At 68.6% G+C, this 19,186-nt stretch carries 21 protein-coding genes and 1 pseudogene; 11 read left to right on the top strand and 11 right to left on the bottom strand.

Annotated features, from left to right (window positions below; genetic code table 11):
• Positions 1–22: 22 nt before the first annotated feature.
• Both RUTHE_RS02755 and RUTHE_RS18145 read right to left on the bottom strand, forming a co-directional pair.
• The gene (locus RUTHE_RS02755; protein WP_342662215.1) at positions 23–1,177 is read right to left on the bottom strand and encodes an NAD(P)H-hydrate dehydratase; all 1,155 of its coding nucleotides are present in this window, start codon (positions 1,175–1,177) and stop codon (positions 23–25) included.
• Positions 1,147–1,632, bottom strand: coding sequence for an NAD(P)H-hydrate epimerase (locus RUTHE_RS18145; protein ID WP_021096733.1), 486 nt, complete (start codon positions 1,630–1,632; stop codon positions 1,147–1,149). The genes RUTHE_RS02755 and RUTHE_RS18145 overlap by 31 nt, the downstream gene beginning before the upstream one ends.
• 167 nt (positions 1,633–1,799) lie before the next feature.
• On the opposite strand from RUTHE_RS18145, the gene RUTHE_RS02750 reads away from it, so the two are divergent.
• The 4 genes from RUTHE_RS02750 (at position 1,800) to dddP (ending at position 6,236) form a co-directional block, all read left to right on the top strand.
• Positions 1,800–2,138 (top strand): P-II family nitrogen regulator, encoded by a 339-nt coding sequence (locus RUTHE_RS02750; RefSeq protein WP_021096732.1) that lies wholly within the window; start codon positions 1,800–1,802, stop codon positions 2,136–2,138.
• A gap of 53 nt (positions 2,139–2,191) precedes the next feature.
• Positions 2,192–3,595: a type I glutamate--ammonia ligase gene (glnA, locus tag RUTHE_RS02745; protein ID WP_021096731.1), complete on the top strand. Its 1,404-nt coding sequence runs from the start codon at positions 2,192–2,194 to the stop codon at positions 3,593–3,595.
• A gap of 248 nt (positions 3,596–3,843) precedes the next feature.
• Positions 3,844–4,779, top strand: coding sequence for a hypothetical protein (locus RUTHE_RS02740; protein ID WP_021096730.1), 936 nt, complete (start codon positions 3,844–3,846; stop codon positions 4,777–4,779).
• Between the two features lie 119 nt (positions 4,780–4,898).
• Positions 4,899–6,236 (top strand): dimethylsulfonioproprionate lyase DddP, encoded by a 1,338-nt coding sequence (gene dddP, locus RUTHE_RS02735; RefSeq protein ID WP_021096729.1) that lies wholly within the window; start codon positions 4,899–4,901, stop codon positions 6,234–6,236.
• A 69-nt stretch (positions 6,237–6,305) separates the two neighbouring features.
• On the opposite strand, the gene RUTHE_RS02730 is transcribed toward dddP, so the two are convergent.
• Both RUTHE_RS02730 and RUTHE_RS02725 read right to left on the bottom strand, forming a co-directional pair.
• Positions 6,306–6,896, bottom strand: a complete 591-nt coding sequence (locus RUTHE_RS02730; RefSeq protein ID WP_040645182.1) for a biotin transporter BioY — start codon at positions 6,894–6,896, stop codon at positions 6,306–6,308.
• A gap of 75 nt (positions 6,897–6,971) precedes the next feature.
• Positions 6,972–7,385, bottom strand: coding sequence for a DUF6314 family protein (locus tag RUTHE_RS02725; RefSeq protein WP_021096727.1), 414 nt, complete (start codon positions 7,383–7,385; stop codon positions 6,972–6,974).
• Positions 7,386–7,484: 99 nt separating this feature from the next.
• Between RUTHE_RS02725 and purB the strand changes: the two genes are divergently transcribed.
• The gene (gene purB / locus RUTHE_RS02720) at positions 7,485–8,798 is read left to right on the top strand and encodes an adenylosuccinate lyase (RefSeq protein ID WP_021096726.1); all 1,314 of its coding nucleotides are present in this window, start codon (positions 7,485–7,487) and stop codon (positions 8,796–8,798) included.
• Here the strand turns inward: purB and RUTHE_RS02715 are convergent.
• Complete coding sequence (locus tag RUTHE_RS02715; protein WP_021096725.1) at positions 8,786–9,463, bottom strand: acyl-homoserine-lactone synthase; 678 nt, start codon at positions 9,461–9,463, stop codon at positions 8,786–8,788. The two genes, purB and RUTHE_RS02715, sit on opposite strands and share 13 nt — an antisense overlap.
• 99 nt (positions 9,464–9,562) lie before the next feature.
• Positions 9,563–10,204: a helix-turn-helix transcriptional regulator gene (locus RUTHE_RS02710; protein WP_021096724.1), complete on the bottom strand. Its 642-nt coding sequence runs from the start codon at positions 10,202–10,204 to the stop codon at positions 9,563–9,565.
• A gap of 80 nt (positions 10,205–10,284) precedes the next feature.
• Between RUTHE_RS02710 and RUTHE_RS02705 the strand changes: the two genes are divergently transcribed.
• The 5 genes from RUTHE_RS02705 (at position 10,285) to RUTHE_RS02695 (ending at position 13,170) form a co-directional block, all read left to right on the top strand.
• Positions 10,285–10,770 (top strand): autoinducer binding domain-containing protein, encoded by a 486-nt coding sequence (locus tag RUTHE_RS02705; RefSeq protein ID WP_021096723.1) that lies wholly within the window; start codon positions 10,285–10,287, stop codon positions 10,768–10,770.
• A gap of 61 nt (positions 10,771–10,831) precedes the next feature.
• Positions 10,832–10,984 carry a chitin-binding domain-containing protein gene (locus tag RUTHE_RS16355; protein ID WP_021096722.1) on the top strand — a complete coding sequence of 51 codons (153 nt, stop codon included), beginning with the start codon at positions 10,832–10,834 and terminating at the stop codon, positions 10,982–10,984.
• An 88-nt stretch (positions 10,985–11,072) separates the two neighbouring features.
• Complete coding sequence (locus RUTHE_RS02700; protein ID WP_021096721.1) at positions 11,073–12,095, top strand: FliG C-terminal domain-containing protein; 1,023 nt, start codon at positions 11,073–11,075, stop codon at positions 12,093–12,095.
• A 123-nt stretch (positions 12,096–12,218) separates the two neighbouring features.
• Positions 12,219–12,440, top strand: a complete 222-nt coding sequence (locus RUTHE_RS17325) for a hypothetical protein (protein WP_021096720.1) — start codon at positions 12,219–12,221, stop codon at positions 12,438–12,440.
• Entirely contained in the window at positions 12,427–13,170 is a 744-nt protein-coding gene (locus RUTHE_RS02695) for a lysophospholipid acyltransferase family protein (protein ID WP_021096719.1), read from the top strand. Before RUTHE_RS17325 ends, RUTHE_RS02695 begins: the two co-directional genes overlap by 14 nt.
• Here the strand turns inward: RUTHE_RS02695 and RUTHE_RS02690 are convergent.
• On the bottom strand, positions 13,130–13,846 hold the full coding sequence (locus RUTHE_RS02690; RefSeq protein ID WP_021096718.1) for a DUF1223 domain-containing protein: 717 nt from the start codon (positions 13,844–13,846) through the stop codon (positions 13,130–13,132). The genes RUTHE_RS02695 and RUTHE_RS02690 overlap by 41 nt on opposite strands.
• A gap of 202 nt (positions 13,847–14,048) precedes the next feature.
• Between RUTHE_RS02690 and acnA the strand changes: the two are divergent.
• Positions 14,049–16,739: pseudogene (gene acnA, locus RUTHE_RS02685) on the top strand (aconitate hydratase AcnA).
• A gap of 80 nt (positions 16,740–16,819) precedes the next feature.
• Here the strand turns inward: acnA and RUTHE_RS02680 are convergent.
• The 4 genes from RUTHE_RS02680 to RUTHE_RS02670 all read right to left on the bottom strand — a co-directional run bounded on the left by RUTHE_RS02680 (position 16,820) and on the right by RUTHE_RS02670 (position 19,156).
• Positions 16,820–17,656 (bottom strand): c-type cytochrome, encoded by an 837-nt coding sequence (locus tag RUTHE_RS02680; RefSeq protein ID WP_021096715.1) that lies wholly within the window; start codon positions 17,654–17,656, stop codon positions 16,820–16,822.
• Positions 17,657–17,730: 74 nt separating this feature from the next.
• Positions 17,731–18,273 carry a DsbE family thiol:disulfide interchange protein gene (locus RUTHE_RS02675; protein WP_021096714.1) on the bottom strand — a complete coding sequence of 181 codons (543 nt, stop codon included), beginning with the start codon at positions 18,271–18,273 and terminating at the stop codon, positions 17,731–17,733.
• On the bottom strand, positions 18,260–18,415 hold the full coding sequence (gene ccmD / locus RUTHE_RS15850) for a heme exporter protein CcmD (protein ID WP_084464982.1): 156 nt from the start codon (positions 18,413–18,415) through the stop codon (positions 18,260–18,262). Before ccmD ends, RUTHE_RS02675 begins: the two co-directional genes overlap by 14 nt.
• Before the next feature lie 6 nt (positions 18,416–18,421).
• Positions 18,422–19,156 (bottom strand): heme ABC transporter permease, encoded by a 735-nt coding sequence (locus tag RUTHE_RS02670; protein ID WP_021096713.1) that lies wholly within the window; start codon positions 19,154–19,156, stop codon positions 18,422–18,424.
• Positions 19,157–19,186: the final 30 nt, after the last annotated feature.

The raw sequence follows: 19,186 nt of genomic DNA, 5'->3' as shown, positions 1-19,186 counted from the left end.
TCTGCGGCCCCGGAAGCCCCTTCTACAGCCCCAGGGCCCGGAACACCCCCGGCAGGGCCTCTGGCAGATCCTCGGCGATCAGGCCGGGGCCGAAGCGCCGGGCGGCCTCGGCATGAAGCCAGACGGCGCCGGAGGCTGCCTCGAAGGGCGGAAGGCCGCGCGCCAGAAGCCCCGCGATCATCCCCGCCAGCACATCTCCCGCCCCGGCGGTGGCCAGCCAGGGCACCGCGCGATCCCGGACGGCAGCATGGATCGCGGCCCGCCCGCCGGGATCGGCGATGACGGTATCCGGCCCCTTGAGCAGGACGATGCAGCCCAGCTCTGCGGCCGCCTGCCGCGCCGCATCGAGCTTGGAGAAGGCCGGCCCGGCGATGGCCGGCGCGCGCCAGCGGGACGCGATCCCCGGGCAGAGCCGCGCGAATTCGCCTTCGTGCGGCGTCAGGACCACCCCGGCATGCAGGCGGGCGCGCAACCCCTCGTCCCCGGCCAGAAGCGTGATCGCATCGGCATCGAGCAGGGCGGGACGGCCCGCCTCCAGCACCGCGGCAAGCAGCGCCTTCTCGCGCTCGCCCAGGCCCAGACCGGGACCGGCGCAGAGCGCATTGAGCCGCCCATCCCCCAGCATCGCGGTCAGGGCATCGGCATCGGCCAGGACGCGGAGCATGACCGCATCGAGACGCGCGGCATTTTCCGGCAGGGCGGCGGGGGGCACGCCGAGGGTGACCAGGCCCGCCCCCATGCGCAGCGCGCCGCGCGCCGCAAGCCGCGCCGCCCCCCCGCGGCCGCGCCCGCCCCCGAGGACCAGCGCATGGCCGTGGGAATACTTGTGCCCGAAGCCGGCCTTGGCCAGCAGGGCAGGATCGGGCGCCTCCAGGAGGGCGAGCGGTGAATCGGCCGCGGGCAGGCCGATCGGAACCACCTCCACCGCGCCGCAGAGGCGGGGGCCGTCGGCCAGCAGATGCCCCGGCTTGAGGCTGTGGAAGGTCACGGTGAGATCCGCCGGGATGACACCCCGGCCTTCGGGCGCGGGGCGGCCCTCGCGGCCCAGCACCCGGCCGCTGTCGGCGCACAGACCCGAGGGGATGTCAACGGCTACGATTCGCACCTCGACCGCCCCGGCAGCGGTCAGGGCGGCGATTCCCGCCATCAGGTCATCCGGCCCGCCCGGCCCGGCGATCCCGCGCGACAGGCCGGTGCCGAACAGCGCATCGATGATGTAGCAGGGCCGTCCCTTCCGGGCCGCCGCCAGCCATCCGAGAAGGGCCTCGAGAGCGGCGGGATCCCCCCGATCCGGCAGCGGCGGCAGGGGGTCATCCCCCCCGTGAAGCGCTGGCGCATCGCGGCGGCATCGGCCGGCGCCCTGGCCGGATCGCCCATCAGGGCCACCCGCACATCCCAGCCGCGCCGGCGGAGCTGGCGGGCGACGACGAAGCCGTCTCCGCCATTGTTGCCCGGCCCGCAGAGGACCAGCGCCCGCTGGGGCATCCGGGCAGCCTCCGGCCAGCGGGCCAGCAGGGCGGCCACGACCCCCTTGCCGGCGCGCTTCATCAGCTCGGCGCCGGTGACAAGGCCGCTGTCGATGGCCTCCCTCTCGAGGGCGCGCATGGCGGCTGCGGTCAGGACGGGCTTCATCGCGTGGCCCTCTGCCGATTCTGGATTTGCCCATTTTCTGGGCATCCTGCCTGCATCATGGGCATCTCTGCTGCATTTGCGGGCGATTCGGGCCATCCGGCGGGGGGGCGCCCTTCCCCCTGCCCCGCCCTCTCTTCATACCGCGTCCGAGACAGGAGGGCAGGCCCTTGAAGAAGATCGAAGCGATCATCAAGCCGTTCAAGCTCGACGAGGTGAAGGAGGCCCTGCAGGAGGCGGGCGTCCAGGGCCTGTCGGTCGTGGAGGTGAAGGGGTTCGGACGCCAGAAGGGCCATACGGAGCTCTACCGCGGGGCGGAATATGTCGTGGACTTCCTGCCCAAGGTGAAGATCGAGGTTGTCCTGCCCGACGAACAGGTGGATCGCGCCATCGACGCCATCGTGGCGGCCGCGCGGACCAACAAGATCGGGGATGGCAAGATCTTTGTCACCCCGGTCGAGCAGGCGATCCGCATCCGCACCGGCGAGACCGGCGAGGACGCCATCTGAGCACAGACACGGGCCCCACGGGCCCCGAGGATTTCCGGCACAAGGGAAGGACCATGGCCAACAAGCTACTCGACCTCATCGCCTCGGAAGAGGCGGCCTATGTCGATATCCGTTTCACCGATCCGCGCGGCAAGCTTCAGCATGTCACGGTGCTGGCTGATCTGGTGGATGCGGACTTCGTCGAGGACGGCTTCATGTTCGACGGCTCGTCCATCGCCGGATGGAAGAGCATCGACCAGTCCGACATGAAGCTGTTGCCCGATGTCGAATCGGCCTATGTCGATCCCTTCTTCGCCGAGAAGACGGTCTGCGTGCACTGCAATGTCGTGGAGCCGGACACGGGCGAACCCTATTCGCGCGACCCGCGCGGAACCGCCGTGAAGGCCGAGCAGTATCTCAAATCCACCGGCATCGGCGATGTGGCCTATTTCGGCCCCGAAGCCGAATTCTTCATCTTCGACAATGTCCGCTTCCAGGTCGCCATGAACAAGGTGTCCTTCGAGGTGGACGGGGTGGATGCGGCCTGGAACACGGACAAGGAGTTCGAGGTCGGCAACATGGGGCACCGGCCCGGCGTCAAGGGCGGCTATTTCCCCGTGCCCCCCATCGATGACGGGCAGGACCTGCGCTCCGAGATGCTGTCCACCATGAAGCGGATGGGCATGAAGGTGGACAAGCACCATCACGAGGTGGCCTCCACCCAGCACGAACTGGGGATCATCTTCGGCACGCTCACCAAGCAGGCCGACGAGATCCAGAAGTACAAATATGTCATCCACAACGTGGCGCAGGCCTACGGCAAGACCGCGACCTTCATGCCCAAGCCCATCGCCGGCGACAACGGCAGCGGCATGCATGTCAACATGTCGATCTGGAAGGACGGCAAGCCGCTCTTCGCCGGCGACAAATATGCCGACCTGAGCCAGGAGGCGCTGTGGTATATCGGCGGCATCCTCAAGCATGCCAAGGCGCTCAACGCCCTCACCAATCCCGGCACCAACAGCTACAAGCGGCTGATCCCGGGCTTCGAGGCACCGGTCCTGCGGGCCTATTCGGCGCGCAACCGCTCCGGCTGCATCCGCATCCCGTGGGCCGAATCGCCCAAGGCCAAGCGCATCGAAGCCCGTTTCCCGGATCCCTCGGCCAACCCCTATCTGGCCTTCGCCGCGCTGCTGATGGCCGGTCTCGACGGGATCCGGAACCGGATCGACCCCGGCCCCAGCTCGGACAAGGATCTCTACGATCTGCCGCCCGAGGAACTGGCCCAGATCCCGACGGTCTGCGGTTCCCTGCGCGAGGCGCTCCAGGAGCTGGAGAAGGACCACGAATTCCTGCTGCAGGGCGACGTGTTCACCCGCGACCAGCTCGAGGGCTACATGGCGCTCAAGTGGGAAGAGGTCTACGCCTTCGAGCACACCCCGCATCCTGTCGAATACAAGATGTACTATTCCTGCTGACCGCCACCGTCGGCGGACAGCACCGGATGGGGGGCGCCACAGGGCGCCCCCCTTGCGATTCGACCCGGATCCCGCCCCGCTGCCCCGAGAAAAAGGTCCGGCTGCGCCCCGCATTGCGACAGAATCAGGGCGGCCGGGGCACCGGGCACCATTAACATTCCATAAACCCTTCCGAGACTCGCCCGATTGCGGGGTCATCCCTTGGTTGCAGGCCAGCCGAAGGCCGTCCGCTGACCAGGAGATCCGCCATGACCGACAGGGCCGACACCATCCCACGCACGACGATCGGGCAGCTCGTCTATACCGCGTCGCCGCGATTTTCCTTCGCCCGGCTTGTCGCCGATCTCGATTCGGCCCTGTCGGGCTGCGGCGTGACCGAACGCAGGCTGACCTGGGACCATGACGATGTCGCCATCCTGGATATCGGCGGGGCGCGAATCGGGCTCTGCCTGGCCGAGGATCTGGGCCGCGAGAAGGCGACGGCCGTCACGGTGGCGGTCGGCTTTGCCCCCGTGCCCGGCGATGATCGCCTCGCACGGCAGCAGCGCCGCCTGGCCGGGCTGATCGCCGAGCGCATCTCCAACCGTTTCCCGCCCTCCCGGACTGTCTGGACCGAAAGCGAGGAGACCGCAGGGCCGGACCTGTTCGACCGCCTCAACGACTGTCTTGCGCTGCAGATCAATGCCGAGGCCGATGCAAAGAAGCGCGTGACGGCCCGGCGCCTCAAGGTCGAGCGGCGCCGGCGCCTGCCCGAACAGCAGGATGTGAGCCGGATCCTGGCACGGATCGATGCCACGATCGCGGCCCGGCAGGCCGGCCTGCCGGACCCCGGACCGGACGCCATCCCCGTGGCCCGGCCCGGCGAGCCCGCCAACCGCGAGCCCGACCTGCCCCGGGCCGACCGTTCGAGCCTCCATGCCGTGCGCGCCGCCCTCTATGCGCCGGACGATCCCGCCGAGGACCAGCGCCCCTCGGCCAAGCTGCGGCTGGCCGCCCATGCCATGGATGCGACGCTGATGGTGGTCTTCCTGCCGGTGGGGGCGGCGGTGATGGCCTATGGTCTTGCCCGCGGAGCGGATCTGAAGCGCAGCGCGCGCATGCTGGCCCTGGGCGGGATCTGGACCGGTGCGCTGAGCATGGCCGGCGGGCTGGACGGACTGGGCGTCCTGATCGGGCTCGCCTGAGAACCCCGGCGGGTTTCCGGCGCGCCCTCCGCGACGCGCCATGTCGCAGCCCGGCCGGACGGCGGCACCGGCTGGGGGCAGGCTGGCGGCTGCCCCCACCGGCAGCAGCGGGAATGCCCATGCCCCCTCCGCCCTTCCGCGACCGACGCAAGATCGACCCTGGCCGCCGCCCGGCCCGCCCCGACGGCACTCCCGACGACAACGACCGCGTGGAGATCGGCCCCACGCCGCTGGCCTTTGCCGAATGGGCCGCGGCGGGCCTCTCTCCGCCGGATCTGGCGCGGATGCGCGAATGGCGCTGGCGCCGCCTGACCGAAGCGATCGCGGCGCGCGGAATCGGCGGCCTGCTGCTGTTCGATCCGCTGAACATCCGCTACGCGACCGATTCGACCAACATGCAGCTCTGGAACAGTCACAATCCCTTCCGGGCCGTGTTCCTGGGCTGCGACGGCCACATGGTCCTGTTCGACTACCGGCAGGCCCCCTTCCTGTCCGGCTTCAACCCCCTCGTGCGCGAGGTGCGGTCCGGCGCGTCCTTCTTCTACAATGTCAGCGGCGAGGGAACGGCGCGCGATGCAGCCGCCTTCGCCGGACAGATCGCAGAGCTGATGCGCGACCATGGCGGCGGATCGCGCCGAATCGCGGTGGACAAGATCATGGTCCACGGGCTGCGCGCGCTGGAGCGCGCGGGCTTCGAGGTGACCGAAGGCGAGGCCGTCACCGAACGCGTGCGCGCCATCAAGGGCCCCGACGAGATCGCCGCGATGCGCTGCGCCTCTCTGGCCTGCGAGGCGGCGGTGGCCGAAATGGAACGCTTTGCGCGCGAGGCGATCCCACGCGGCGGCGTGACCGAGGACGATGTCTGGGCCGAGCTGCATGCCGGCAACATCCGCCGCGGCGGCGAATGGATCGAGACGCGGGTTCTGGCCTCGGGGCCGCGGACGAATCCCTGGTTCCAGGAATGCGGCCCGCGCGTGATCTCTCCCCGCGAGATCCTGGCCTTCGATACCGATCTGATCGGCTGCTACGGCTTCTGCGTGGATATCAGCCGGACCTGGTGGATCGGCGAGGAGCGCGCGCCGCAGCCCATGCGCGACGCCCATGCCCATGCGCTCGAGCACATCGCCGACCACAAGGCCCGCCTGCGCCCGGGTATCTCCATCCGGGAGCTGACCTTCGGCGGCCATGTCCTGCGGCCGGAATTCCAGCGGCAGAAATATTCCTGCAAGATGCACGGCGTCGGCCTGTGCGACGAATGGCCTCTTGTCCCCTATCCCGACGGATGGTCCGAAGGCGCCTGGGAAGCCGTGCTGGAGCCGGGCATGACGCTTTGCGTCGAGGCGCTGGTCAGCCCCGAGGGGGGCGATTTCTCGATCAAGCTCGAGGATCAGGTGCTGATCACCGAGACGGGCTGCGAGACGCTGACCCGCTATCCCTGGGACGAGCGCTTCCTGTGATCCGGTCCCGTCAGACGGAAACGGCCGGGCGCGGGGCCCGGCCGTTTCATGCTGCAAGGAGGTCGCCGCTCAGCCCTTTGCCCGGGCCACCATCCGCCAGGCAAAGGGGAAGAGCAGCGCCGCCAGGGCCAGCTTGATCGCGTCCCCGATCAGGAAGGGCCAGAGGCCCCATTGCAGGATCGGCTTGTCCCAGCCATGCAGCACCCCCAGCCACAGCAGGCCGGGAACATAGATGATCGCATTGCCGATCAGCATGGCCAGCGCCATCCGCCCCATCGACCGGTCCCATCCGGCGCGGGCAAAGAGCCCCAGCGCGACGGTGGCCAGCACATAGCCGAGCAGATAGCCGCCCGTTCCACCCAGCATGTAGGTGATCCCCGACACCTCGGACGAGCCGGCAAAGACATCGGCCCCCAGCGCGCCAAGGCCCATATAGGTCAAGATCGTCACGAGGCCGAGACCCGGCCCGTAGGCCGCCCCGAGCCCCAGAACCGCAAAGGTGCCCATCGTGATCGGCACCGGCCACATCGGAACCTGGATCTTGGCCGATACGGTCAGCAGGGCCACGCCCGCTGCCACCAGCATCGCCCGCCGCGCCAGCCGCATCGCCCCCTCGCCCGACATCCCGATCTCTGCGAGAACCGGGCGGTCCGTCGTCATGCCTTGGGCCATCTTGGCACCTCCCCTCCGTGCAAGTGGCCCGTTCTTGCCGCAGCTGCAAAAGGCATGCAAGCATCAGGGCGGCCCATAGACCGAAACCATGCGATAGGCCTTGCGCGGGCCAGCGACATCCCATTGCGCCGTCCAGCGGGGAAAGGCCGCGAAATCGTAGAGAACGCGATAGAGATCGGCCCCGCAGGGATGATCGGTGCCGGCGGCGATCCCGGCGGGGCGGAAGCGGTGAAAGGGGCGGCCATCCGTGAAGGACACGGCCACCGCGTCCCCTTCCCAGCGCCACAGATAGCTGCGATGGGCGACCAGCGGCGTCCCCTCTCCGAGCCGGAGCATCCCCTCCTCGCGGTAGAGCAGGCCATCGCCCTGCGGGACAAGGCGGGCCGTCCCTTCGAATCGCCCCGCCATGCCGGACAGACGGTCGTCGATGATCCGCTCCAGCCGCCAGAGGCCAAGGAAGTCTTCGGGGCGCAGCATGGCCCTGCCCTAGCCCCCTGTCGCACGCCGGGCAAGGCGGAGGGACTTGCCCCCCGTGCCTGTCCCGGCCTAGGGGACCGCCGCAGAGGAGACCCGCCCATGATCCCCCGCTATGCCCGCCCCGAGATGGTCGCGATCTGGGACCCGCAGACCCGGTTCCGGATCTGGTTCGAGATCGAGGCCCATGCCTGCGACGCGCAGGCCGCCCTCGGCGTCATCCCGAAGGAGGCGGCCGCAGCCGTCTGGAAGGCGAAGGATGCCGAATTCGATATCGCGCGAATCGATGCCATCGAGGCGGTCACGAAGCATGATGTCATCGCCTTCCTGACCCATCTGGGCGAGATCGTGGGAGCCGAGGAAGCGCGGTTCGTCCATCAGGGGATGACCTCCTCGGATGTTCTGGATACCGCCTTCAACATCCAGCTGTGCCGGGCGGCCGATCTGCTGATGGCCGGGCTGGACCGGGTCTGCGCGGCGCTGAAGGCCCGCGCCTTCGAGCACCGCCTGACCCCCCGCATCGGCCGCAGCCACGGCATCCATGCCGAGCCGACCACGCTGGGCCTGACCTTCGCGCGCTTCTTCGCCGAGATGGACCGCAACCGCGCCCGCCTGCGCGCCGCGCGCGAGGAGGTGGCGACCGGGGCCATCTCCGGCCCCGTGGGCACCTTCGCCAGCATCGACCCCGCCGTGGAGGCCCATGTCTGCGCGAAGATGGGCCTGCGGCCCGAACCGATCAGCACCCAGATCATCCCCCGCGACCGGCACGCCATGTTCTTCGCCACGCTGGGGGTCATCGCCTCCTCGATCGAGAACATCGCCATCGAGATCCGCCACATGCAGCGCAGCGAGGTGATGGAGGCGGAGGAATATTTCTCGCCGGGGCAGAAGGGATCCTCGGCGATGCCGCACAAGCGCAATCCCGTGCTGACCGAGAACCTGACCGGCCTGGCGCGTCTGGTCCGATCGGCCGTGGTGCCGGCGCTGGAGAATGTCGCGCTCTGGCACGAACGCGACATCAGCCATTCCTCGGTCGAGCGCGGCATCGCCCCCGATGCCACGATCCATCTCGACTTCGCGCTGCACCGCCTGGCCGGCGTGATCGAGAAGCTGGTCGTCTATCCCGAACGGATGCGCGCGAATCTCGACCGCTTCCGCGGCCTCGTGCACAGCCAGCGCGTGCTTCTGGCGCTTACGCAGGCGGGGATGACGCGCGAGGCCGCCTATGCCGCCGTCCAGCGCAACGCGATGCGTGCCTGGGAACAGGAGGCGGACTTCAAGGCGCTGCTGATGGCCGATCCGGAGGTCACGGCTGCCCTGCCCCCGGAAGATCGAAGGCTGTTCGACCTGGCCCATCACTTGCGCCATGTGGACGCGATCTTTGCCCGTGTCTTCGGGGCGGATCAGACCGTCTGAGGCGCGTGCAGGGCCCTCGGCCGGGCGCGATGCGCGGCCGCCACCAGCATCCCGGCAGGGATCGCATGATGGGGCGAGGCAGGACAGGCTGGCATCGACAGCACCGCATAATGCCGCCCGTCGCCATCGTTGAAATAGCTGTCGCCCCGCCGCTCGGCCGCAAAGCCGAGCTGGCGCAGCGTGCGCATCAGCGTCACCGGCGAGAGCGAGATGAGCTCTCTTGCGCCCTGTGACGCGGCGATCTCCACCAGCCCTTCGCAGATCAGCGACAGGCAGAGCGAGCGATCGGCCGCGCGGCTCAGCGCATCGGAGATCACGAGGCGCGTGCATTCCCAGACGGCCGGCGTCTCGATCACCTGATGCATGACGGTGGGCGGGATGGAGCCGAGCCGTCCCTCCACCGCGTCGCGCAGCATGTAGGTATGCACGCCCCAGCGGGCCGTCGTCGGCATGCAGCGTGCGCCGCCCACCACGCATCCTGCATCGTCGAGCACGAGCGAATACCAGGCGCGCGGATTGTCGTACTGGTCCATCTCCGCCTCGTCGTCATGGGGAATGTCCCAGCCAAGCCGGTCGACGAAGAAGGCCTTCCGCAGGCGCAGATAGTCATAGAAAGCCGAGCCGTGGCGGTGCAGCCCGGCCATATTGAAGGTCACGTTTTCCATGTGGATTCCCTCCCTGGGAGAATCCACGATAGGTCACACAACCTTGAGCTGTCAGTTCTCTTCTGATCGTGTCGGAATCAGGGCAGGAATGCGGCGCAATCAGATCAGCCCGAAGGACGTCGCGCGCGAGATCGCCTCGGCCCCCGTCTTGGCCTCGAGCTTGAGACGGGCGCTCTTGAGCCGCTGCTTGACGGCCCCTTCCGTCACCCCGAGCTGCCAGGCGATCTGCTTGAGCCGCTGCCCGTCCTTGACCAGGCGCAGCGCCTCGAGCTCGGCGCGGGTGATGTTGGTGGGCGGTGCGAGGGATTCATGCCGCTGGCGCAGATAGGCCTCGAGCAAGGCGACCTCCTCATCGGTGAATTCGCGATCCGGGCGGGCAAAGCTGCCCCAGCTGCGATGTCCCTTCGGGCCCGGATCGAGGATGCTGACGGCAAGGCCGAAGCGCAGACCGTATTCGGCGGCCTGGGCCAGAACCCCCCGCGAATCACGATCGGCCAGCGCGCTCCAGCGGATCGATCCGGTGGAGCCATGAACCCAGTGCAGCACCGGATCGGCCATCAGCAGGCCGGCCCGGGTGTAATGTTCGACCCATGATGCGGGGAGGGCATTGTCTTCCTCCAGCGGATAGGCAAAGCCCACCCGCAAGGCGATGTAATGGCCCGAAACCGCAAGCCGCCCCAGATCCGGCGCAGGGGCGGCGGGCGGGGATTCCTTGTCACGGGTTGCCGGGTAACGATACATACGACCTGTTTCCACGCCGATGCCTGACCATAGGCCTTCACCCCGTGGGTGAGCAACAGCCATAAGGACTCAACCCCGCCATGCGCGAAACGGTGAATGTCGCAGAGCAGCTCGCCTCGCTGATGGAGCTTGCCCCGGCCGGCTTTGCCATCGCGCTGCATGTCCGCTTTGCCAGCGCCCTCTACCTCTTCCAGACTTATCCGGATGCCTGGCTGGCCGAATATACCCGCGATGGCCTCGTGATGCGCGATCCCACCGTCGCCTGGGCCCTGGCCCATACCGGCCGGAGGGACTGGTCCCTCTTCGCCTCGGACGATCCCGGGGGTGTCATGGCGCGGGCGGCGGCCCATGGTCTGCGCCATGGCGTGACCATCAGCATCGAACGGGGGGGGAGCCGTTCCATCGCCAGTTTCGTGCATCCCGAACGCCCCTTCACCGAGGCGGAAGCGGAGGAGATCGAACAGCGGATGACCGCCCTGCACGAGGCCACCGCCTCGGCCAGGCCTCTGGACCGCAGCACGCGAGAGGCGATCCGCCGCCTGTCCATCGCCTTCACCCATCCCTGACGCTGGACTTGCGGCGAAGGAGGCGTATCCTTTCCCCTGCGTCAGAAAGGGGAGGTCCGTCATGAAGGCCTGTCTGCTTGCCGCAGCCCTGCTTGCGGCCCCACTCTCTGCCTGGGCTGCCTGCCGCGACAGCCATGATCAGGCAATGTCCTGCGCGGAAGGAACGATCTGGGATCCGGCAACCGGCACCTGTGTTCCCATCGTCACGGGTTGAGGCAGAACCGTCCGGCAACCCGATGTCGTCAACCGGATCTCAACCTTTTGACGATCCGATGGCGGCGTGATCCGCCGGAGACCGTCTGATGCCATCCCCTGCACCGGCCGCTGCGCTTGATGCGCGCCGCAAGGCCGCCATCGTCGTGCAATTCCTTCTCTCGGACGGGGTGCGTCTGCCCATCGACACCCTGCCGGAGGAGACGCAAATCGCCCTTGCAAGGGAAATGGCGGCCATCGGCGTCGTGGATCGCGCGACGCTCGATGCCGTCCTGACCGAATTCGCCGACAAGCTCGAATCGCTCGGCCTCGCGGCCCCGGCCACCGCGCAGGAGGCGCTGGCCGCGCTCCAGGGGATCCTCTCCCCCGCGGCCGCCCGCCGCCTTCTGGAGAATCCCGAAACGGCCAAGGATCCCTGGGCCGTCCTCGCCGCCCTGCCGGTGCCCCGCCTGGCCGAGCTGCTGAGCGCGGAAAGCCCCGAGATCGCCGCCATCGCCCTGTCCAAGATCCCTGTCGCCCGCGCGGCCGAGGCACTCACCCGGCTGCCGGGGGAGAGGGCGCGTCGCGTCGCCCATGCCGTCTCGCGCACGGCCGGGGTCTCTCCGGCCATGGTGCAGGAAATCGGCCGTGCCCTTGCGGCCACCTACGGACAGACGCCCGAGGCGGCCTTTGCCGACAAGCCGGGGGATCGTCTGGGCGCAGTCCTCAACACCGCCCCGCAGACCGCGCGCGAGGCGCTGCTCGAAGGCCTCGAGGGCGAGGATCCCGCCTTCGCGGCCGAGGTGCGCCGGGCCATCTTCACCTTTGCCCATCTGCCGCGCCGTCTGCGCCCCGCCGATGTGCCCCGCCTGCTGCGGGGGGTGGAGCCGCGGGTCATCGCCACCGCGCTTGTCGCCGCCCGCGCCGGCAGCGCCGAGGAGACGGCCGCGGCGGATTTCCTGCTCGCCGCCCTGCCCCAGCGGCTGGCCGATTCGCTGCGCGAAGAGATGGAGGGGATCGAGCGCGTCCGCCCCGCCGATGGCGAGGCCGCCCAGGCCGCCATCGTCGCCGCCGCCCGCGAACGCGCCGCCGCCGGAGAGATCGAACTGCTCCAGCCCGAGGAGACCGCCTGAGCCGCCCGCTGCCGGCCATCCCGGCCCCGTCGTCCGGTCCCGTCGTCCGGCCCCGTCGTCCGGCCTTGGCAAGCGGGCCTGTCCGGCCTATCCGGTCCTCTCACGCGACCGCAGGCCCGCCCGATGACGCCCTCTTCCACCCCGCCATCCGGTCCCGCCCCCGCCGCCGGAACGCTCTCCGACCGGGCGACCGATCTGGCGCTGCGCGCGCTTCTCGGCTTTGCCCGACGGCTTCCCTACGAACGGCGGGTGCCCTTCTTCGGTGCGGTCGCGCGGCATGCGGCCGGGCCTCTGGCCGGATGGCGGAGACGGGCCCTCGCCCAATCTGGCCATGATCCATCCTGACTGGCCCGCCGCACGCCGGCGCGCCGTGGCGGCGGCGGTGCTCGACAATATCGGGCGCAGCCTGATCGAAAACTATTCCACCCCCGAACTGGCCGCCCGCATCGCCCGCGAACCCATCCGGGGCGATGGGCTGGCCGCCTTCGAGGAAGCCCGGGCGTCGGGGCGCCCCGTCCTTCTCGTCAGCGGGCATTTCGGCAATTTCCAGGTCCCGCGGCATGCGCTGGCGGCGCGCGGACATGTGGCGGCGGGCCTCTACCGCGACATGACCAATCCCTATGTCAATGCCCATTATGTCCGCACGATCGAGGCCATCCCCGGCCCAGCCTTCGCGCAAGGCAGGGGGACGCTTGGCTTTGTGCGCCATCTCGCGCGCGGGGGGGTAGCGGCGATGCTGTTCGACCTGCATGTGCAGGAAGGGGTGCCGATCCCCTTCCTGGGTCGGCCTGCCATGACCGCGACGACACCCGCCGATCTCGCCCTTCGCACCGGGGCGCTGCTGCTGCCCTGTTTCGGCATCCGGCGCGAGGACGGGTTGTCCTTCGACATCCAGTTCGAAGCACCGATCCCCCATGGCGATCCCCTGGCCATGATGGTCGCGCTCACCCAGCGGCTCGAGGCGCGCATCCGGGCCCATCCCGAACAGTGGTTCTGGATCCACCGGCGGTGGAAGGCCCCGCGCGGCGGCGGCGTCACCCTCCCGACGGCGGTGCCATCCGTGCCGCCGCCCTGATCCGGCCCGGCCCGTGCTCCTGCAACAGGACGACCACGGGATCCTCGCCCGACAGCGGCAGCAGAAGCGACAGCGGCGCGTTTCCGTCCCAGTCGCCGACATGCTCCCAGGCGGTGACGATATTGGCATAGGTCATCGTCAGGCCGGCATTCTCGCCCCCGTCGATGGTCACCGACTCGGACGGGCGATAACGGACCAGCTGAACGGCAAGCGGCGGGAGGGGGGCTGAACTCTCCGCCTCGATGCGCAGCATCCCCCCCTCCCGCGCAAGGCGCAGCGCAATCGGCGTGGTCGCACCGGCATGGGCATGCAGCCGCGCCATCACGGCCATCGCATCGCTGCCGACCACGCGATCCTGCCCGTTGACGATGACCTGGGGCGTGTAGACCATCCGCTCGCCGGCGGCCTTGGCATAGGCCTCCTGCCGGGCCGAGAACAGGGGCGAGGCAAAGCTGTCCGGCCAGCCGATATAGTCCCAGTAGTCCACATGCAGCGCCAGGGCGATCACCCCGTCCATGCGCGCCAGCTCCTCCAGCATCGCATCGGCCGGCGGACAGGAGGAACAGCCCTGCGAGGTATAGAGCTCCACCACGACCGGCATCGGCTCTTCGGCGCGCAGCCCTGCCGGTGTCAGTGTCGCGACGGCCGCGAGGCCCATGGCGGGAAGGAGTCGCATGACGGTCCTGCCTGAGGGGGGTTGGAGCTGACCTATCCCCCGTATCCTGCAACAGCCAATCAATGTATCGAGAGAGCCGCGGCAAACGCCGCAAGGCGGGCCGGGCTGCGGCGGATGAGCCACGCCCCCTTCCCTTTTCGGTGTGCAATGGTATACCGCGCCTACCCCATCCGGAAGCCTTCCAGACCGAAAGGATGCCGCCATGCCCATCATCACCGGCCAGGATCGCGCGGGCGTTCGCCGCACGCTCGATGTCGGCGGGCACAGCTACGCCTATTATTCCATCCCCGCCGCCGAGGAAGCCGGCCTGGGCGCCTTCTCGCGCCTGCCCGCCTCGCTCAAGGTCGTGCTGGAGAACCTGCTGCGCTTCGAGGATGGCGGGTTCTCGGTCAGCCTCGACGACATCCGCGCCTTCGGCGAATGGGCGGCCAATGGCGGACGGGCCGAACGTGAGATCAACTATCGCCCGGCGCGGGTGCTGATGCAGGACTTCACCGGCGTGCCCGCCGTCGTCGATCTGGCGGCGATGCGCGACGGGATCATCGGGCTCGGGGGCGACCCGCAGAAGATCAACCCGCTCAACCCCGTGGATCTGGTCATCGATCACAGCGTGATGATCGACGAGTTCGGCAATCCGCGCGCCTTCCAGGTCAATGTGGACCGCGAATACGAACGCAACATCGAACGCTACCAGTTCCTGAAATGGGGACAGACGGCGTTCCGCAACTTCCGTGTCGTGCCGCCGGGCACGGGCATCTGCCATCAGGTCAATCTCGAATATCTGGCGCAATGCGTCTGGACGGATACGGACCAGACCGGCGCACAGGTGGCCTATCCCGACACGCTGGTGGGCACCGACAGTCATACCACCATGGTCAACGGCATGGCGGTTCTGGGATGGGGTGTCGGCGGGATCGAGGCCGAGGCCGCGATGCTGGGCCAGCCCGTCTCCATGCCGATCCCCGAGGTCGTGGGCTTCCGCCTGACGGGCCGCCTGCGCGAGGGGACCACGGCCACCGATCTGGTGCTCAAGGTCGTCCAGATGCTGCGCCAGCACGGGGTGGTGGGCAAGTTCGTGGAATTCTATGGCGAGGGGCTCGATCATCTGCCGCTCGCCGACCGGGCCACCATCGGCAACATGGCCCCCGAATACGGCGCCACCTGCGGCTTCTTCCCATCGATCAGGAGACTCTGCGCTATCTGCGCCAGACCGGCCGGGACGAGGCGCGCATCGCCCTGGTCGAAGCCTATGCCAAGGCCCAGGGCATGTGGCGGGGGCCGGATTACGAACCGGTCTATTCCTCCACGCTGCATCTCGACATGGGCGATGTGGTGCCCGCGGTCTCCGGCCCGAAGCGGCCGCAGGACCATACCCCGCTCGATCAGGCGGCCCGTTCCTTCGCCGCCGTGGTGGCGGACTATCGCAAGGGCGCCCCGCCGAAGGAGGTTCCGGTCGCCGGCGAATCCTACCGTCTGAAGGACGGCTCCATCGTCATCGCCTCGATCACCTCCTGCACCAACACCTCCAACCCCTATGTCATGATCGGGGCCGGACTGGTGGCCCGCAAGGCCCGCGCCCTCGGGCTGAACCGCAAGCCCTGGGTCAAGACCTCGCTCGCCCCCGGTTCGCAGGTCGTCTCGGCCTATCTCGAGGCCGCGGGGCTGCAGGCGGATCTCGACGCCATCGGCTTCAACCTCGTGGGCTATGGCTGCACCACCTGCATCGGCAATTCCGGTCCCCTCCAGCCCGAGATCAGCGAGGCGATCCAGGCCAACGATCTCGTGGCCGTCTCCGTCCTGTCGGGCAACCGCAACTTCGAGGGGCGTATCAGCCCCGATGTGCGGGCGAACTATCTCGCCTCGCCGCCGCTGGTGGTGGTCTATGCGCTGACCGGCGACATGACCATCGACATCACGCGCGAGCCGATCGGGCAGACGCCGGACGGGCGCGACGTGTTCTTGAAGGACATCTGGCCCAGCCAGGCCGAGATCGCCGAACTGGTCGAGAAGACCGTCACGCGCGAGGCCTTCCAGGCCAAATATGCCGATGTCTTCAAGGGCGATCACCGCTGGCAGGCGGTCGAGGTCAAGGGCGGCGAGACCTATGACTGGCCCCCCTCTTCCACCTATATCCAGAACCCGCCCTATTTCCGCAACATGCCGCGCGAGAAGGGCCGCGTCGAGGACATCGTGGAGGCCCGGATCCTCGCCATCCTCGGCGACATGGTCACGACCGACCATATCAGCCCCGCCGGCTCCTTCCGCGAGACGACACCCGCCGGGCGCTATCTCATCGAACGGCAGGTGCCCGTGCGCGAGTTCAACTCCTACGGCGCGCGCCGCGGCAATCACGAGGTGATGATGCGCGGCACCTTCGCCAATATCCGCATCCGCAACGAGATGCTGGATGGCGTCGAAGGGGGCTACACGATCGGCCCCGACGGGCAGCAGACCTCCATCTACGATGCGGCGATGGCCTGGAAGGCGCTGGGCGTGCCGCTGGTGGTGATCGCAGGCAAGGAATACGGGGCCGGCTCCTCGCGCGATTGGGCGGCCAAGGGGACGGGCCCTGCTCGGCGTGCGGGCCGTGATCGCCGAAAGCTTCGAGCGCATCCACCGCTCCAATCTGGTGGGGATGGGTGTCGCACCCTTCGAGTTCCTGCCCGGCACGACGCGCAAGACGCTGGGCCTGAAGGGAGACGAACGCATCACGATCCGCGGCCTGACCGATCTGCGCCCGCGGATGGAGACGGTCGCCACCATCGCCTATGCCGATGGCCGCGTGGAGGAGGTGCCGCTGCGCTGTCGCGTCGATACGGCGGTCGAGGTCGAGTACATGGAGAACGGCGGCGTCCTCCATACGGTGCTGCGCAACCTCGCGCGGGCGGCCTGACACAGCCGGACAGGGCCCCGGCAGAAGGGTGCCGAACGCCCCGGCACCCCGGACATCCTCCGGGGTGCCGCCCGGTCCTGTCAGGCAGGGGGCAGGGATCGCAGATAGAGCAGGATTGCCGCCAGATCGGCATCGGTCATCCGCGCCAGCCAGCGATAGGGCATCGGCGGCATCATCCGCGATCCGTCGGGCCGGATCCCCTGCCGAATCATGGCGGCCATCTCCTCATCGCTGTAACCGGTCAGAGCCGCACCCGTGATGGGGGGAGCGACGGAAACACCCCAGGGGCCGTGAAACTCCATCCCACCCTGACCGGCATGGGTGTCGATCATCGGCCCCTGCGGACCCATCGGCGAATGGCATTCAATGCAATGCGCCACGGGGCCGGCCAGATAGGCCCCGTATTCCACTGTCACCCCTTCCGGCACCGAAGGCACGCTGTTCACGGGCGGACCATAGGCCGGAGGAATCGGCATGCCATAGACGCTCTGTCCCGGATCGTTCTCCACCGCCGGCACGCTGCGCAGATACAGGACGATGCTCTGCACATCGTCATCCGACAGCCCCCGGTAGAGCCGGATCGGCATCGGCGGGCCGATCACGCTGCCATCGGGGCGGATGCCTTCGCGGATCGCCCGGACGAATTCGACATCCGTCCACTGCGCCACACGCCCGCCGGGAGAGATGTTGGGCGCCACGGCGGTGAACAGATCGTTCCGCTCGACCAGCATCCCGCCATATTCGAGGCCCGCAATGGGGCCGTTCATGTCCTGCGGGCTGTGACAGTTGCCGCAGGCGGCCGGGCCTTCGACCAGATAGGCGCCCCGTTCGAGCGAGGGTTCCCCCGCAGCCGGCGAGGCCATCAGGCCAGCCAGCAGGAGCGCCCGGCGGCAGAAGGAAAAAAGGCGGGGGACCATGATCATCTCCCATCAGGGATGATCGCAGTCTCGCACAGACCCGGCCTTCTGTCTGCCTGTATCTTTACGCAGGGTCACCCTTCGGGGGCGGCGCGTTCCAGCGCCGGCCGCAGGCGCGTCTCGACCAGTTGGGGCGTCAGGGGAAAGGGCAAGCGGTCCACGACGATGCCATCGCCCGTCAGGACAAAGGTCTCGGGCACGCCATAGGTGCCCCAGTCCAGGCTGACGCGGTTGGTGCTGTCGCGGCCCACGCCGCGATAGGGGTTGCCCAGCTCGCCCAGAAAGGCGAGCGAATCAGCCTCGCGGTCACGCACGGCGATGCCGTAGATCGGCACGCCTTCGGCGGCCAGCTCCACCAGGATCGGGTGTTCGAGCCGGCAGGGCGCGCACCAGGAGGCCCAGAAATTGACGAGCTTGACCTCTCCATCCGTCAGGATGGCGGGGTCGATCGGCGGATGACCGGGCAACGGCACCACGGCGAGCGCCGGCGCGGCCTGCCCGACCAGCGCCGAGGGCAGTTCCTGCCCGCGGTCGTTCATCATGCCGGCAACGAACAGCCCGGCCATGGCGGCAAAGACGACCGGCGGGATGAGGATGAGGAGTCTAGGTCTGGCCATCGCGGTTCTCCGCGCGGTCGATGTGGTCCATCTTGTCGCGGATGCGCCGCCAGCGTCGCCAGGACCAGCCGGCGATCAGGACCAGAAGCAGCAGCGACACCGCATAGGCCGACAGGACCTCGACCGCATATTTCCCCCAGATCGGGCATCAGGCCTCCTGTCGTTGCGCCCGCCGCTCGATCGCGGCGATGCGGCGCAGGCGGATCTCTGTGCCGGTGCGCATGAAGACCAGCGCCACGAAGAACAGCACGAAACCCGCGATGCAGACCAACAGCGGAAACCAGAAGACGTCGGCGATGTTCTCCTTCCGGTCGAGCGAGAGCGTCGCCCCCTGATGCAGGCCCTGACTCCAGAAATGGACGGCATAGCGGGACAGCACCGCAAAGACCGACCCGACCAGACACAGGATCGAGGTCAGATCCGCGGCCTGATCGGGATCGGGGATCGCCTCCCACAGGGCGACATAGCCGAGATAGAACAGGAACAGGATCAGGAAGCTGGTCAGCCGCGGATCCCAGGCCCACCATGTTCCCCACATGGGCTGGCCCCAGACCGCCCCGGTCCACAGCGCGATCAGGGTGAAGACGATCCCCACCGGGGCCGCCGCCTTCGCCGCCAGGGCCGAGACATGATGCCGCCGCACCAGCCAGACGAGCGAGGCCAGCAGCATCATGATCCAGACATTGATCGCCATCATCGCCGAGGGGACATGCAGATAGATGATCCGAACGGTCGATCCCTGGCGGGCATCGTCGGGCGTCAGAAAGAAGCCCCAGAACAGACCCACACCCAGGCAAAGCAGGGCCAGCCCGAAGATCCAGGGAATCAGCGGGGTGGTGGTGGCGATGAACTTCTTGGGGTTGGCGTATTCCCAGACCGACATGGATCTTCTCTAGTGACAGCGGGCCCGCCT

Origin of the sequence: Rubellimicrobium thermophilum DSM 16684 (assembly GCF_000442315.1) — a bacterium.
Classification (GTDB): domain Bacteria; phylum Pseudomonadota; class Alphaproteobacteria; order Rhodobacterales; family Rhodobacteraceae; genus Rubellimicrobium; species Rubellimicrobium thermophilum.
This window is presented reverse-complemented; position numbering and strand designations above follow the sequence as displayed.